This window comes from Micromonospora sp. NPDC005707 (assembly GCF_040631005.1).
In the GTDB taxonomy this organism is placed as follows: domain Bacteria; phylum Actinomycetota; class Actinomycetes; order Mycobacteriales; family Micromonosporaceae; genus Micromonospora.
Genome location: NZ_JBEXYR010000035.1, coordinates 1 through 13,818, shown reverse-complemented (window position 1 = coordinate 13,818; position 13,818 = coordinate 1). Strand labels below are relative to the sequence as shown.

At 72.4% G+C, this 13,818-nt stretch carries 11 protein-coding genes and 2 tRNA genes; 8 read left to right on the top strand and 5 right to left on the bottom strand.

What is annotated here, in order from left to right:
• Window positions 1-210 precede the first annotated feature (210 nt).
• On the bottom strand, window positions 211-462 hold the full coding sequence (locus ABZ452_RS32260) for a hypothetical protein (RefSeq protein WP_357951196.1): 252 nt from the start codon (window positions 460-462) through the stop codon (window positions 211-213).
• Window positions 463-607: 145 nt separating this feature from the next.
• Here ABZ452_RS32260 and ABZ452_RS32255 point away from each other — a divergent pair, with 145 nt between their 5' ends.
• A complete protein-coding gene (locus ABZ452_RS32255; RefSeq protein ID WP_357951194.1) occupies window positions 608-2,488 on the top strand; it encodes a propionyl-CoA synthetase in 1,881 nt (626 codons plus the stop codon).
• Here ABZ452_RS32255 and ABZ452_RS32250 read toward each other — a convergent pair.
• Window positions 2,478-5,417: an Hsp70 family protein gene (locus tag ABZ452_RS32250; protein ID WP_357951191.1), complete on the bottom strand. Its 2,940-nt coding sequence runs from the start codon at window positions 5,415-5,417 to the stop codon at window positions 2,478-2,480. The genes ABZ452_RS32255 and ABZ452_RS32250 overlap by 11 nt on opposite strands.
• A 313-nt stretch (window positions 5,418-5,730) precedes the next feature.
• A tRNA-Gly gene (locus ABZ452_RS32245) sits at window positions 5,731-5,804 on the bottom strand.
• Between the two features lie 150 nt (window positions 5,805-5,954).
• Here ABZ452_RS32245 and ABZ452_RS32240 point away from each other — a divergent pair.
• From ABZ452_RS32240 to clpX, 5 genes are all read left to right on the top strand, one after another.
• Window positions 5,955-6,028 (top strand) — tRNA-Pro (locus tag ABZ452_RS32240).
• Between the two features lie 145 nt (window positions 6,029-6,173).
• Window positions 6,174-7,520 (top strand): trigger factor, encoded by a 1,347-nt coding sequence (gene tig / locus ABZ452_RS32235; protein ID WP_357951188.1) that lies wholly within the window; start codon window positions 6,174-6,176, stop codon window positions 7,518-7,520.
• Between the two features lie 172 nt (window positions 7,521-7,692).
• Window positions 7,693-8,334 carry an ATP-dependent Clp protease proteolytic subunit gene (locus ABZ452_RS32230; protein WP_088960728.1) on the top strand — a complete coding sequence of 214 codons (642 nt, stop codon included), beginning with the start codon at window positions 7,693-7,695 and terminating at the stop codon, window positions 8,332-8,334.
• Window positions 8,335-8,344: 10 nt separating this feature from the next.
• Window positions 8,345-9,007 (top strand): ATP-dependent Clp protease proteolytic subunit, encoded by a 663-nt coding sequence (locus ABZ452_RS32225; RefSeq protein ID WP_013288034.1) that lies wholly within the window; start codon window positions 8,345-8,347, stop codon window positions 9,005-9,007.
• 216 nt (window positions 9,008-9,223) lie between these two features.
• Window positions 9,224-10,519: an ATP-dependent Clp protease ATP-binding subunit ClpX gene (clpX, locus tag ABZ452_RS32220; RefSeq protein ID WP_357951186.1), complete on the top strand. Its 1,296-nt coding sequence runs from the start codon at window positions 9,224-9,226 to the stop codon at window positions 10,517-10,519.
• A gap of 23 nt (window positions 10,520-10,542) precedes the next feature.
• Here clpX and ABZ452_RS32215 read toward each other — a convergent pair whose 3' ends face one another.
• Window positions 10,543-11,166, bottom strand: a complete 624-nt coding sequence (locus tag ABZ452_RS32215; RefSeq protein ID WP_357951184.1) for an XRE family transcriptional regulator — start codon at window positions 11,164-11,166, stop codon at window positions 10,543-10,545.
• Window positions 11,167-11,207: 41 nt separating this feature from the next.
• On the opposite strand from ABZ452_RS32215, the gene ABZ452_RS32210 reads away from it, so the two are divergent.
• Window positions 11,208-12,041: a DMT family transporter gene (locus ABZ452_RS32210; protein ID WP_357951181.1), complete on the top strand. Its 834-nt coding sequence runs from the start codon at window positions 11,208-11,210 to the stop codon at window positions 12,039-12,041.
• A 40-nt stretch (window positions 12,042-12,081) separates the two neighbouring features.
• Window positions 12,082-12,879, top strand: coding sequence for a carbon-nitrogen hydrolase family protein (locus ABZ452_RS32205; RefSeq protein WP_357951178.1), 798 nt, complete (start codon window positions 12,082-12,084; stop codon window positions 12,877-12,879).
• A gap of 22 nt (window positions 12,880-12,901) precedes the next feature.
• On the opposite strand, the gene ABZ452_RS32200 is transcribed toward ABZ452_RS32205, so the two are convergent.
• Window positions 12,902-13,129 (bottom strand): hypothetical protein, encoded by a 228-nt coding sequence (locus ABZ452_RS32200; protein ID WP_357951175.1) that lies wholly within the window; start codon window positions 13,127-13,129, stop codon window positions 12,902-12,904.
• Window positions 13,130-13,818: the final 689 nt, after the last annotated feature.

Here is a 13,818-nt window from a genome sequence, read left to right as displayed (position 1 = left end):
TCCCCACCTCCCCCCCCCCCTCATGGGCTGCCGTGGGCTTGCCACTGGGCCCCCCGAAACTCCCCCCCCGGGGCGGGGGGGGGGGCCCCCCCCCCCCCCCCCCCCCGCGCCCGGTCGCGGAACGCCGCGACGCCGGTCGTCACTCCACCAGGACGGCGCTCGCATTACCCGGCCCGGCGCGGTTCATCCGTCGCCCGGTCGGCTGAGCGGTCACCGCCCCTCGGCGTCCGCCTTCGGGGAGGCCACCCGCGCGGCGGGATCCTCGACGCCCGGCTCGCCGCCGCCCGGGGCCACCATCCCGTCGTAGTTGTAGACGGTGCCGCCGTCGTGCTGCTTCGTCGTGCGGATGTAGCGGTGGATCATGCCGTCGATCTCGATCTCCAACAGGGCCTGGTCACCCGCGTCCTGGCTGCTGCTGTCCCGGGGACCGCCCACCAGGTACGCCTTCGTGTTCGTCTCCATGCGCCAGCCGTACCCGTGGCGGCTCGGGCGGAAACGGCGACCTCCACCGGCGGAGCCGGGCCGTTCACCGAGCCGGGGCGTGCTTCCGGCGCACCCGACCCGGTGAGCCGTTGCGCCGGCCCGGGCCTGCGGCCAGCATGACGGGATGGGCGCGTATCGATCAGCGTACGAGCGGAGCATCGCCGACCCGGCCGGCTTCTGGCGGGAGGCCGCGGCGGACATCGACTGGCACCGGGCACCGGAGCGGATCCTCGACGACGACGGCGCGCCGCTGTACCGCTGGTTCCCTGACGGCGTGCTGAGCACCTGCCACAACGCGCTGGACCGGCACGTGGCCGCCGGCCGGGGCGACCAGCCCGCGGTGATCCACGACAGTCCGGTCACCGGCACGGTCCGCACCCTCACCTACGCCGAGCTGCTCGCCGAGACCGCCCGGTTCGCCGGTGCGCTGCGCCGGCTCGGCGTCGGCCGGGGCGACCGGGTGCTGCTCTACCTGGCCATGGTGCCGGAGGCGGTGATCGCCATGCTGGCCTGCGCCCGGATCGGCGCGGTGCACTCGGTGGTCTTCGGCGGCTTCGCCGCCCACGAGCTGGCCGTCCGGATCGACGACGCGCGGCCGGCCGTGGTGGTCGCCACCTCCTGCGGCATCGAGGTGGACCGGGTGGTGCCGTACCACCCGATCCTCGCCGCCGCACTGGACGAGGCGACCCACGCCCCGGCGCACTGCGTGATCGTGCAGCGCCCCCAGGAGCCCGCTCCGCTGCTTCCCGGCCGCGACCTGGCCTGGGACGAGGTGATGGCCGACGCCGAACCGGTGGAGTGCGTGCCGGTCGCCGCCACCGACCCGCTCTACGTCCTCTACACCTCCGGCACGACCGGCCGGCCCAAGGGCGTGGTCCGGGACAACGGCGGGCACGCCGTGGCGCTGCGCTGGTCGATGCGGAACGTCTACGGGATCGAGCCGGGCGACGTCTTCTGGGCGGCCTCCGACGTGGGCTGGGTGGTCGGCCACTCCTACATCGTGTACGCGCCGCTGCTCACCGGCGCGACCACCGTGCTCTACGAGGGCAAGCCGGTCGGCACCCCGGACGCCGGGGCGTTCTGGCGGGTGGTCGCCCAACACCGGGTGGCCGCCCTGTTCACCGCGCCCACCGCGATCCGGGCGATCCGCCGGCAGGACCCGGACGGCGCGCTCCTGGCCGGGTACGACCTGAGCAGCCTGCGCACCCTCTTCCTGGCCGGCGAGCGGCTCGATCCGGACACCTGGGCGTGGGCTGGGGAGCGGCTCGGCGTGCCGGTGCTGGACAACTGGTGGCAGACCGAGACCGGCTGGCCGGTGGCGGCGAACCCGCGCGGCCTGGAACCGCTGCCGATCAAGCCCGGGTCCCCGTCGGTGCCCGTCCCCGGGTACGACGTCCGGGTGGTCGACGGCGGCGGCCGGGAGGTGCCGCCGGGCACCGACGGCTCGATCGTGATCCGGCTGCCCCTGCCGCCCGGCTGCCTGCCCACCCTGTGGGGCGACGACGAGCGCTACGTCCGCTCCTACCTGGCCGCCTTCCCGGGCTACTACCTGACCGGCGACGGCGGCCGGTTCGACGACGACGGCTACCTCTACGTGATGGGCCGCACCGACGACGTGATCAACGTGGCCGGGCACCGGCTCTCCACCGGGGCGATGGAGGAGGTGCTGGCGGCGCACCCGGCGGTCGCCGAGTGCGCGGTCATCGGTGTGGCCGACCCGCTCAAGGGGCAGGTGCCCAGCGGGTACGTGGTGCTCAAGGCCGGCGCCGGGGCGGACCCGGACGCGCTCGCCGGCGAGCTGGTCGCCCTGGTGCGGCAGCGGATCGGGCCGGTGGCCGCGTTCCGCCGGGTGACCGTGGTGCCGGCGCTGCCCAAGACCCGCTCCGGCAAGATCCTCCGTCGGACCATGCGCGGGCTGGTCGAGGGCCGGGACGAGCCGGTGCCGCCGACCATCGAGGACCCGGCGGCGCTGGCGGTCTTCCGCGACCTCGGGGCTACTCCTTGACGAAGCGGTGGATGACGAAGTCCTTCTCGGAGCCGCAGGCGATGACCTCGGTGTTCCACGAGCAGGAGTCGCCCCGCACGTCCTTCAGCTCGCCGAGCGGGGCCATCTTGCCCGACCCGGCGCCCACCCCGGCCACGCTGCGGTCGTCCACCCCGCTGCTCAGCGGGTCGGCGAAGAGCAGCAGGTTGCCGGCGTCGACCCGGACGGCCACCCCTTCCTCGTCGTCGAGCACCCGCGTGCCGTCCGCCGCGAAGAGCGTCGCCGCCGGCTCCGGGTAGATCCGCCGGGCCAGCACCCGCTCGCCCACCGGCACGAGCTGCGTCATCCCGGGCGCTGCCCAGTGCTTGACGCCCTGGCCCTCCCCGGCGGCCACCACCTCCGCGGTCTTGTCGTCGGAGCCGGTCACCTCCAGCAGGCAGGCCCGGTGCTCCCCGCAGGGCGCCAGCGCCTTGGCCCGCCGGTCGTCGTCCTCGGCCCGGTAGAGCACGCTCGGCTGCGCCTGCTTCCCCAGGTCGTACGCGAGCAGCCGCCCGTCGTCGTCCGCCACGTAGAGCCGGTCCTCGTGGGCGGCCACCAGGTCGTCCGGCTCGGCCACCGCCTTCCACCGGCGGATCTCACCACCGGAGCTGAGGTCGATCAGCCGGACCGACTCGTCCGCGCTCACCTGCACGAGCTGCTCGACCGGGCCCTGCTCCGGGTCGCGGGGCGAGCCGTCGCCGTACCCGGGGCCGGACACCGCCTCGTCGGTGGTCACCGGGTGCACGCTGTTGCGGGTGTTGCGGTACTGGTCGGTCACGTCGAGCTGCTCCCAGCGCTCGGTGCCCGTGCGCAGGTCGAGGCCGACCAGGCGATTCCGCTCGTGGTCGGTGAGCGCCACCACGTCCTTGCCGACGAACATCTCGTCGTCCCCGCGCACGGTGTGCTGCCAGCGCGGCTTCCCGGACCCACCGTCGAGCAGCTCGAGCTGCCGCGAGGTGCTGCTGCCCGCGGCGTCCGCGAGCAGCGCCACCGCGCCGGGCAACGCGACCACGCCGGCCCACTGGTCGGCCGTGGTTGCGCTCTCCCCGTGCCACAGCTCCTTGCCGCTGCCAGCCTCGACGGCCACCACCGCCAGCCGTTTGTCCTCGCGCGGATAGGCCAGGTAGGCCCGGTCGCCCGCGACCGCCGTGAACATCTCCACCGGCCGCTCGGTGGCACCCGCGACCCGGATGCCCTTGCCGAACGCCGCGAAGTCCAGCTCCGGGTGGCGGTCCCGGGTGAGGTAGAGGACGCTCGCCGTGACCACCCCGGCCAGGGCGGCCACCGCGCCGACCGAGATCCAGAGGGCTCGCCGCCGCCGGCCCCTGCCGGACCGGAACCCCGGCGTCCCGTTCCCGGGTACGCCGGGCCAGCCCGGCGGCCCGCCCGGCTGGTGCGGGATCCCGGGCCCGTGCGCGGGTACGCCCGCCGGCGAGCCGTACGGCGGCAGGGCAGGGTCCGGCGTACCCGGGGCGGGTGAGTGCGGGGCGACGGCCGTGCCGTTGGGCCCGGCGGCGAGCGGCGTGCCGGCGGCGGCCGGATGCGGCGGTCGCGCGGCGACGGTGGTGCCGTCCGGGGCCGGCGCGCTGCCGGCCGGGAGGACGGGAGTCTGCTGGTCGGCGGCGGGTGGCATCCCGGCGGGCAGCGTGCCGGCGGGGCCGAGACCGGGCAGGGTGCCGGCCGGGCTGGCGTCCCGGGTCGCTGCGGCCGGCGCACCGGCGGGCGCCGCCCCGACGGGGGCCAGCGGCAACGGCGGGGTGGCCGGCCGGTTCCGCCGCAGCGGCAGGTCGGTCAGCGCACCCTCGGCGACGGGAAGCTCGGGCTGCTCCAGCACGGTCGGCGCGATGCCCAGCTCGGCGTGGAGCAGCCGCGCCACCAGCGGGATCCGGGACGAGCCGCCCACCAGGAACAGCCCGGCCAGCCGCTCCGGGGTCAGCCCGGCCGCGGCGATCACCCGCCGGGTCTCGGCGACCGCCCGCCGCAGCAGCGGGGTGGCCACCCCCTCCAGCTCCGCCCGGGTCAGCGACACGGCGGCCGGGACACCGGGCACCGCCACCGGGGCCGCCGTGGCGCGGGACAGCATCTCCTTCGCGCCCCGGACGTGCTCGACGAACTGCAGCCGCTCCCGCCACTGCGTGGTGTCGGCCGGCTCGCTCAGCCGCGCCCACTGCGCGGGGTGCGTGGCGGCGACCCGCTCACCGACCAGCGCGAGCAGGGCGGCGTCCAGGTCCAGCCCGCCCAGGTCGTCGAGGCCGCCGCAGGAGATCACCGTGAAGCCGGAGTCACCCCACGGGTCCGCGCCCTCGTTGCGGACCACGGCGACGTCCAGCGTCCCGCCGCCGAAGTCGAAGACGGCCACCGACTCACCCACCGGAACCGGCCGGCTCAGCACCTCGGTGTAGTAGCGCGCCGCCGCGACCGGCTCGCGCAGCAGCCGGGTCCCGGGCGGGATGGGGCCGGAGAGGGTGTGCTCGGCCGCCGACGGCCAGCCGGCCAGGGCGAGCGCCTCGGCGAGCACCTGCCGACGGCCGGCGTCCCAGGTGGCCGGGCAGGTGACCACCGCGGGCGGCAGGAACCCGAGCGCACCGACGGCGGCCTCGCCCACCGCGCGCAGCACCGCGCCCAGCAGTTCGGCCGGCGCGTGCCGGCGGTCGCCGAGCGTCACCTCCGCCTCGTCGACGCGGCGCTTCGGGTTCGGCTCGTAGCGGTCCGGGTCGGCGTGGGCGAGCCGCAGCGCGTCCCGCCCGACGTGCAGGCGCCCGTCGGTGTCGGCGTACACACCGGACGGAAGGATCGGCCCACCCTCCACCAGCAACGGGCGGGTACGCCCGTCCGGCCAGCGCAGCACGGCCACCGTGTTCGAGGTGCCGAGGTCCACGCCGAGGGCGAAACCGTCCCGCTGGCCTGACATCCTTCGCTACCTCCACCCGACGAGGGGATGTCCGGCCCCGCATCGTACGCAGCCCTCGCCGCCCGTCGATGCCCGGCGCGGCCGACGCCGGGCCGCCGGGACGGCATGCAGGTGACCGACCCCGACAACGGGCCAGATGAATTTCCCACGGGACCCCGCAGGTCGCCGTGCTGCCGAGTCGCCTGGAGTTCGGGCCGGCCGGATCGGCGGCCGGAGCAGCCGGCGGCCCACGGATGGCCCCAAGATCAGAGCGGGGGAGTGGGCAATCGGCCCAGGATGGGGGATGCAGTCTCCGACCTGGGCCGGAGATGGGTGGAGCGGGCGACGGGAATCGAACCCGCACCGTCAGTTTGGAAGACTGAAGCTCTGCCATTGAGCTACGCCCGCGATCATCCCGCTCTCGCGGGACGCGCCCGACAGCCTACCGAATCCCCGAACCGGACGCGCGGCCCCGTACCGTGCGCCGCTCCGAACCACCGGCGACGCGCCCCCGGTGACCGTCCGGCGGGCCTGGACGGCATAGACTCTTCGTCGCCACGGGGTGTGGCGCAGCTTGGTAGCGCACTCGCTTTGGGAGCGAGGGGCCGTGGGTTCAAATCCCGCCACCCCGACTGTCGTTCGCGACCGGGTCGTCCGGGAACCGCCGACTTTTTCCGGGCGGTACCCGGGCGCTGCCGATGCCGCAGGCCGGCTCGCCTACACTCGATGCGCGCAAACACGCCCAGACTCAACTGAGATCCGTCAAGGAGTACGCCTGTGAAGAGCACCGTCGAGACTCTGAGCCCGACGCGCGTGCGGCTCGCCATCGAGGTGCCGTTCGTCGAGCTCGAGCCGAGCCTCAGGAAGGCGTACCGGGAGATCGGCCAGCAGGTCCAGGTTCCCGGCTTCCGCCGGGGCAAGGTTCCCTCCGCCGTGATCGACCAGCGGGTGGGCCGGGGCACCGTCCTCAACGAGGCGGTGCAGGAGGCCATCCCGGAGAACATCCTGGCCGCGGTCCGGGAGCACGACCTGAAGACGCTCGGCCGCCCGGAGGTCGAGATCACCGAGTTCAACGACGGTGACTCGCTCAACTTCACCGCCGAGGTGGACGTCCGTCCGGAGATCACCCTGCCGGACCCGGCCACCATCGAGGTGACCGTCGACGAGATCCAGATCGCGGACAGCGAGATCGACGAGCAGGTCAACAGCCTGCGCGAGCGGTTCGCCACGCTGAAGACCGTCGAGCGGGCCGCCCAGGAGGGCGACTACGTCCAGATCGACCTGAACGCCACCGTCGACGGCGAGGACGTGCCGGGCGGGCAGGCGACCAACATCTCGCACGAGGTCGGCAGCAAGCAGCTCCTGCCGGGCCTGGACGAGGCGCTGGTCGGCCTGGCCGCCGGCGACAGCACCACCTTCTCCACCCAGCTGGTCGGCGGCGACTACGCCGGCCGGGACGCCGACGTGGCGGTGACCGTCCGCACGGTCAAGGAGAAGGAGCTGCCCGAGCTCGACGACGACTTCGCCCAGCTGGCCAGCGAGTTCGACACCATCGAGGAGCTGCGGAACGACCTGCGCGAGCGGGTCAGCCGCGGCAAGCAGGTCGAGCAGATCTACGCCGCCCGGGACAAGGCCCTGGAGCAGATGGTCGCCGCCGCCGAGGTGCCGGCGCCCGAGGGCGTCGTCAAGGAGGAGGTCGAGAGCCGCAAGGCCGCGATGGTCGACCAGCTCGAGCGCATCGGCGCCTCCCTCGAGGAATACCTCGCCGCGGAGGAGAAGACCGAGGAGCAGATCGACACCGAGCTGACCGAGGCCGCGACCGAGGGCGTCAAGATCCAGCTCCTGCTGGACACCCTGGCCGACGCCGAGGACGTCCAGGTCTCCGACGACGAGTTCGGTCACGAGATCGTCCACCGCGCCCAGCGTGCCGGGATGGCTCCGCAGCAGTACTACGACCAGCTGGTCCGCTCCGGCGCCGCGCAGGCCGTCTTCGGCGACGTCCGCCGGGGCAAGGCGCTCGCCGCGGTCATGGAGAAGATCAAGATCAAGGACTCGGCGGGCAACGAGGTCACCCTCGACGCGCTGCGTGCCCAGAACGAGGCCGAGCACGACCACCAGCACTGATCGTCGGTGTCGGCCGCCGTCCCGCGCTGAGCGCCGGGCGGCGGCCGAAACCCTTTTCCGGGTACGCCCGAAGGGTGACTGCGCTGAGAGCGAACAGTGCCCCGACCGGGAGTACGCCTCCCGGCTGAGCGGTTAGTGTCGGGTAGGACGGTACGGAGAGCGAAGGGCTGCCATGACCGACATGCACATCCCCAAGAAGTCGCTCCGGGCGATCGAGGCCCGTGGTGGCGACTCCATTGGCAACCTCGACGACTCGGTCTACAACCGGTTGCTCAAGGAGCGGATCATCTTCCTGGGCAGCGAGGTGACCGACCAGGTCGCCAACCGCATCTGCGCGCAGCTCCTGCTGCTCGCGGCGGAGGACCCGGACCGCGACATCAACCTCTGGATCAACTCGCCGGGTGGCTCGGTCTACTCCGGCATGGCGATCTACGACACCATGCAGTTCATCGACAACGACGTGTCGACCGTGGCCATGGGCATGGCCGCGTCGATGGGCCAGCTCCTGCTCTGCGCGGGCACCAAGGGCAAGCGCTACGCCCTGCCGCACGCGCGGATCATGATGCACCAGCCCTCCGGTGGCCTCGGCGGCACCGCGTCGGACATCGCGATCCAGGCCGAGCAGATGCTCTACACGAAGCGGATGTTCCAGGAGCGGGTCGCCCACCACACCGGCCAGAGCCAGGCGCAGATCGAGGCGGACTCGGACCGGGACCGCTGGTTCACCGCCCAGGAGGCCATGGACTACGGCTTCATCGACAAGGTGATCATCGGGGCCGCGCAGGTTCCGGATGGCGCCGGGACCCTGAGCTGAGGAGCTGACGATGACCGACCTGAGCCTGCCGCCCCAGTTCGCGGCCGTGCACAACCGCTACGTGCTGCCGTCGTTCGTCGAGCGCACGTCGTACGGGATGAAGGAGTCCAACCCGTACAACAAGCTCTTCGAGGACCGGATCATCTTCCTCGGCGTCCAGGTGGACGACGCGTCGGCCAACGACGTGATGGCCCAGCTGCTGACGCTGGAGGGCACCGACCCGGACCGCGACATCATCATGTACATCAACTCGCCGGGTGGCTCGTTCACCGCCATGACGGCGATCTACGACACCATGCAGTACGTCCGCCCGGACATCCAGACCGTCTGCCTGGGCCAGGCGGCCAGCGCGGCGGCGGTGCTGCTCTCGGCGGGCACCCCGGGCAAGCGGATGGCGCTGCCCAACTCCCGGATCATCATCCACCAGCCGGCCACCGAGGGCGGCTACGGGCAGGGGTCCGACATCGAGATCCAGGCCCGGGAGATCCTGCGGATGCGGACGCAGTTGGAGGACATGCTGTCCCGGCACTGCAACCGCCCGATCGAGCAGGTCCGCAAGGACATCGACCGTGACAAGATCATGACGGCCGAGGAGTCCAAGGAGTACGGGCTGGTCGACACCATCCTGACCAGCCGCAAGAAGGGTCTGCTGGCGTCTCACGCCGCGGGCTGAGCAGTGCGAGGTCGGAGGTCGGCCGGGGCATCGTTCCCGGCCGACCTCTGACACACCCGTTTTGGGGGTCGGAGAAACCTCCGGCAGCGGGTAACGTCGGGTCTGTGCCGCTTCGTTGGGTCGGACCGGCGAGGTGGGACGACAGGACGGACGGGCGCATCGGCGCCCGCAGGTCAGGGGCCGGCGCACCGGCCGACGAGTGCAGGGAGAACGTAGGTGGCACGGATCGGTGACGGCGGCGACCTACTGAAGTGCTCCTTCTGTGGCAAGTCGCAGAAGCAGGTCAAGAAGCTCATCGCGGGCCCCGGGGTCTACATCTGCGACGAGTGCATCGATCTCTGCAACGAGATCATCGAGGAGGAACTGGCCGAGTCCGGCGAGGTGAAGTGGGAAGAGCTTCCCAAGCCGATGGAGATCTGCCAGTTCCTCGACAACTACGTCGTCGGTCAGGAGCAGGCCAAGAAGGCGCTCGCCGTCGCGGTCTACAACCACTACAAGCGGATCCAGGCCGAGTCGGCCGGCGCCCCGGGTTCGGGCAGCGACGGCGTCGAGCTGGCCAAGTCCAACATCCTGCTGCTCGGCCCGACCGGGTGTGGCAAGACCCACCTGGCGCAGACCCTGGCCCGGATGCTCAACGTCCCGTTCGCGATCGCCGACGCGACAGCGCTGACCGAGGCGGGCTACGTCGGCGAGGACGTGGAGAACATCCTCCTCAAGCTGATCCAGGCCGCCGACTACGACATCAAGCGCGCCGAGACCGGGATCATCTACATCGACGAGGTCGACAAGATCGCCCGGAAGTCGGAGAACCCGTCGATCACCCGGGACGTCTCCGGTGAGGGCGTGCAGCAGGCGCTGCTGAAGATGCTGGAAGGCACGGTGGCCAACGTGCCGCCGCAGGGCGGGCGCAAGCACCCGCACCAGGAGTTCATCCAGATCGACACGACCAACGTGCTGTTCATCTGTGGCGGCGCCTTCGCCGGCCTCGACCAGATCATCGAGGCCCGCACCGGCTCCGGCGGCACCGGCTTCGGCGCCCGGCTCCGGTCGGTCTCCGAGCGGTCGACCGACGACATCTTCAGCCAGGTCATGCCGGAGGACATGCTCAAGTTCGGGCTGATCCCCGAGTTCATCGGCCGGCTCCCGGTGATCACCAACGTGCGCAGCCTCGACCGCAGCGCGCTGGTCCGCATCCTCACCGAGCCGCGCAACGCCCTGGTCCGGCAATACCAGCGGCTCTTCGAGCTCGACGGCGTCGAGCTGGAGTTCGAGCAGCCCGCGTTGGAGGCCATCGCCGACCAGGCTATGCTCCGCGGCACCGGTGCCCGCGGCCTGCGGGCGATCATGGAAGAGGTCCTGCTCTCCGTGATGTACGAGGTGCCGAGCAACCCCGACGCCGCCCGGGTGCTGATCACCCGCGAGGTCGTCCTGGAGAACGTCAACCCGACGATCGTGCCCCGCGAGTTCACCGGCCGGCGGGCCCGCCGGGACCGCGAGGAGAAGTCGGCCTGACCGCCACCGCGACCGCGCCCGGGTCAGCTCGGGCGCGGTCCGCGTGACCGGGTCCGCCGGTCCCACTCGCCCGACGGGGTGACCGCCACCATCATCAGCCGCGCCGGCTCGTCGCCCGCGGTGCGGTAGCCGTGCTCGCGGTCGGCGTGGAACTCGACCGTCTCGCCGGCGCGTACCTCGTGGTCGACGCCCTCGACGGTGACCGTGACGGTCCCGGCCAGCACGTGCAGCACCTCCCGGGTGCCGCGCGGATGGTCGGGGGAGCGGTGCGCCTCGCCGGGCTCCAACCGCCACTCCCAGAGCTCGACCAGGTCCGGCTCGCCGAGCCCGCTGAGCAGCCGCGCCGTGCCGCCGTGCTCGCCCCGCCACAGCACCGGCGCGTCGCCGGCCCGGGAGACCCGTACGGTGCTCTCCTCGGCCGGCTCCAGCAGCCGGGCGATGTTGACGCCGAACGCGTCGGCCACCCGGCAGAGGGTGCCGACGCTCGGGTTGGTCCGTGCCCCCTCGATCTGCACGAGCATGCCCTTGCTCACCCCGGAGCGGCCGGCCAGCTCCTCGAAGGACCAGCCGCGGGCGGCCCGCAGCTCGCGTACCTGTCGGGCGACCGCGGAGGTCACCGCGCCCACCCGCCCTCCGGCGTCGGTCATCACACTATCCTTCGCGGTCAATATTGTGGTACGACTGCCTGATGTTCCCCATTGTGCTCGCGGCGGTCTCCGCGGTCGCGTTCGGCACGGCCGACTTCTCCGGCGGCAAGGCGTCCCGGCACGCCGACCCGGTCGCGGTGACCGTGGTGTCGCAACTGCTCAGCGTCCCGCTGCTGCTCGCGCTCGTGCTGATCGTGCCGGGCACGCCCGGCCCGCTGGACCTGACGTGGGGGCTGCTCGCCGGCGTAGCGGGCGCGGCCGGCGTGATGCTGCTCTACAAGGCCCTGGCCGGCGGCATGATGGCGGTCGTCGCACCGATCACCGCGATCACCGCCGCGGTCGTGCCGATCGTCGCCGGGCTGGTCACCGCCCACTCGCCGGGTGCTCTCGCGCTCGCCGGCGCCGGGCTGGCCGTCGTGGCCATCGCGCTGGTCAGCCTGGGGGAGGGCGGCGCCGCCGGCCGGGTGTCCGGCCGGCTCATCGGCATGGCGCTCGGCGCCGGGCTGCTCTTCGGGATCTTCTTCGCGCTGCTCGGCCAGGCCGACGAGGGTGCCGGCATGTGGCCGGTGGCCGCGGTACGGGTCAGCTCGATCGCGTTCGGCCTGGCGCTCGCCCTGCGCACCCGCGTACGCCTTCGGCTCGAACCTCGGGTGCTCCGCTGGGCCGCGGCGGCCGGCCTGCTGGATTCGGCGGCCAACGCGCTGTTCCTCGCCGCCGCCGGCCGGGGGCACCTGAGCGTGGTGGCCGCCATCGCCGCGCTCTACCCGGCGAGCACGGTGCTGCTCGCGCTCGCGGTCGACCGGGAACGGCTCCGCCCGGTGCAACTGGCCGGGCTCGGCTTCGCCGCCGGCGCGCTCGTCCTGGCCAGCATCTGAGCCCTGTCGCGGCCCGCCGTCCGACCGTACGCTGAGCCTCATGCGCGTCGCCGTCTGCCAGCTCAACACCCGTGCCGACCGGACCGCGAACCTCGCCGCCGCGGAGGCCCTGCTGGCCAGGGCCGCGGCGGCCGGCGCGGATCTCGCCGTCCTCCCGGAGTACGTCGACTACCTCGGCCCGGCCGCCAGCATGCCGCCGGCCGAACCGGTCGACGGGGTGGTGGGCCGGTTCTTCGCCGACGCCGCCCGGCGATTCGGCATGTGGGTGATCGCGGGCTCGTTCCACGAGGCCGGGCCGGACCCCGAGCACACCTGGAACACCTCGCTGGTCTTCGACCGCGACGGCGTGCTCGCCGCCAGCTACCGCAAGATCCACCTGTACGACGTGGAGATCCCCGGCCGCGTCTCCTATCACGAGTCCGCCACCGTGGCGCCGGGGGAGAAGCCCGTGGTGGTCGACGTCGAGGGCCTCCGGGTGGGCCTGTCGATCTGCTACGACCTCCGGTTCCCCGAGCTCTACCGGCAACTGGCGGTCGAGGGCGGCGCGGAGCTGCTGGTGGTGCCGGCCGCGTTCATGATGCACACCGGGCGCGACCACTGGGAGGTGCTGCTCCGGGCCCGGGCCATCGAGAACCAGTGCTTCGTGGCGGCCGCCGGCCAGACCGGCGACCACGAGCCGGGGCGGACCTGCTTCGGGCGCAGCATGGTGGTGGACCCGTGGGGGACCGTGCTCACCCAGGTCGCCGACGGGCCGGGCGTGGCCGTCACCGACCTGGACCGGGACCGGCTGCGGACGATCCGCGTCGAGCTGCCCAGCCTCGCCAACCGGCGGCTCTGACTCCGCTCAGCTTCCGAGCCAGTCAGCCTTCCAGCAGCACACCGACGACCGTGAAGCCGGCGATGGCCACCGCGGTGACGAGCAGGGCCGTGGTCATCCGTGAGGGACCGCGTCGGACGAGACGTCCCACCGACGCCAGGACGACGGCGAGCACGAAGGCGCCGATGACCAGCTGCCAGAACGGCAGCAGGAGCCCGAGCAGGGCTTCCTCGGCGAGCGTCTCCGCCGGCAACCGGGACACGTCATCCATGCCGAACACTCTGGCACGGATGGGCCCGCGGTGGTCCCGTCCGAGCCCGGCCGTCTTCCGGCCGGAGCGGTCGCGACGCTCGGGAACGACAGTGACGATCACTGATTTGCCTTCTCGGAGCCGTCCGCGTAACTTTCTCTCTGCACGCGGGAGGCCGGACAAACTGGCCGAGAACGGGCGCCAGGCTGGTGGCGGCAACGCCGAGCCAGACTGAGGATCCGGGCGGTGCGAGACACTCCGAGAAACACGGGGTTGCGATCGCGAAGCCGACCGGGTAGAGTTCGAAAGCCGGCAGGGAGCCGGGCGGGTGGCCGCGAAAGCGGCGATCGGCCGGTCCGCCGGAATCCACGAACAGCAACGACCGCCGGATACGGCGTGCGTCAGCGTGGATCGGGCTGAACCAAGTTGATCACCTCAAACACGAGGTTGACAGCGAAAGTCGGGCCGGGTAAGTTGGAGAGGTTGCCCCAGACGGGGGTCCTGCTGATGCGGGGTTTCCGGATGGTGTGTGGTTGTTCTTTGAGAACTCAACAGGGTGCTTGATAAGCCAGTGCCAAATTGATTTATACCCCGGACTGGTCAGGCTTCGGTTTGGCTGGTTGGGATTCCTTTGGCAACACTTTTGTTGTCAGGATGATTGTTCAACAAAGATTTTTGTTGGAGAGTTTGATCCTGGCTCAGGACGAACG

What these genes read in the sequence shown, in the direction of transcription:
- ABZ452_RS32205 (WP_357951178.1), top strand. Translation starts at nt 12,082, where the DNA reads ATGCGCGTCGCCGTCTGCCAGCTCAACACCCGTGCCGACCGGACCGCG.
- ABZ452_RS32260 (WP_357951196.1), bottom strand. Translation starts at nt 462, where the DNA reads ATGGAGACGAACACGAAGGCGTACCTGGTGGGCGGTCCCCGGGACAGC.
- ABZ452_RS32200 (WP_357951175.1), bottom strand. Translation starts at nt 13,129, where the DNA reads ATGGATGACGTGTCCCGGTTGCCGGCGGAGACGCTCGCCGAGGAAGCC.
- ABZ452_RS32250 (WP_357951191.1), bottom strand. Translation starts at nt 5,417, where the DNA reads ATGTCAGGCCAGCGGGACGGTTTCGCCCTCGGCGTGGACCTCGGCACC.
- ABZ452_RS32215 (WP_357951184.1), bottom strand. Translation starts at nt 11,166, where the DNA reads ATGACCGACGCCGGAGGGCGGGTGGGCGCGGTGACCTCCGCGGTCGCC.
- ABZ452_RS32210 (WP_357951181.1), top strand. Translation starts at nt 11,208, where the DNA reads ATGTTCCCCATTGTGCTCGCGGCGGTCTCCGCGGTCGCGTTCGGCACG.
- ABZ452_RS32230 (WP_088960728.1), top strand. Translation starts at nt 7,693, where the DNA reads ATGACCGACATGCACATCCCCAAGAAGTCGCTCCGGGCGATCGAGGCC.
- ABZ452_RS32255 (WP_357951194.1), top strand. Translation starts at nt 608, where the DNA reads ATGGGCGCGTATCGATCAGCGTACGAGCGGAGCATCGCCGACCCGGCC.
- ABZ452_RS32225 (WP_013288034.1), top strand. Translation starts at nt 8,345, where the DNA reads ATGACCGACCTGAGCCTGCCGCCCCAGTTCGCGGCCGTGCACAACCGC.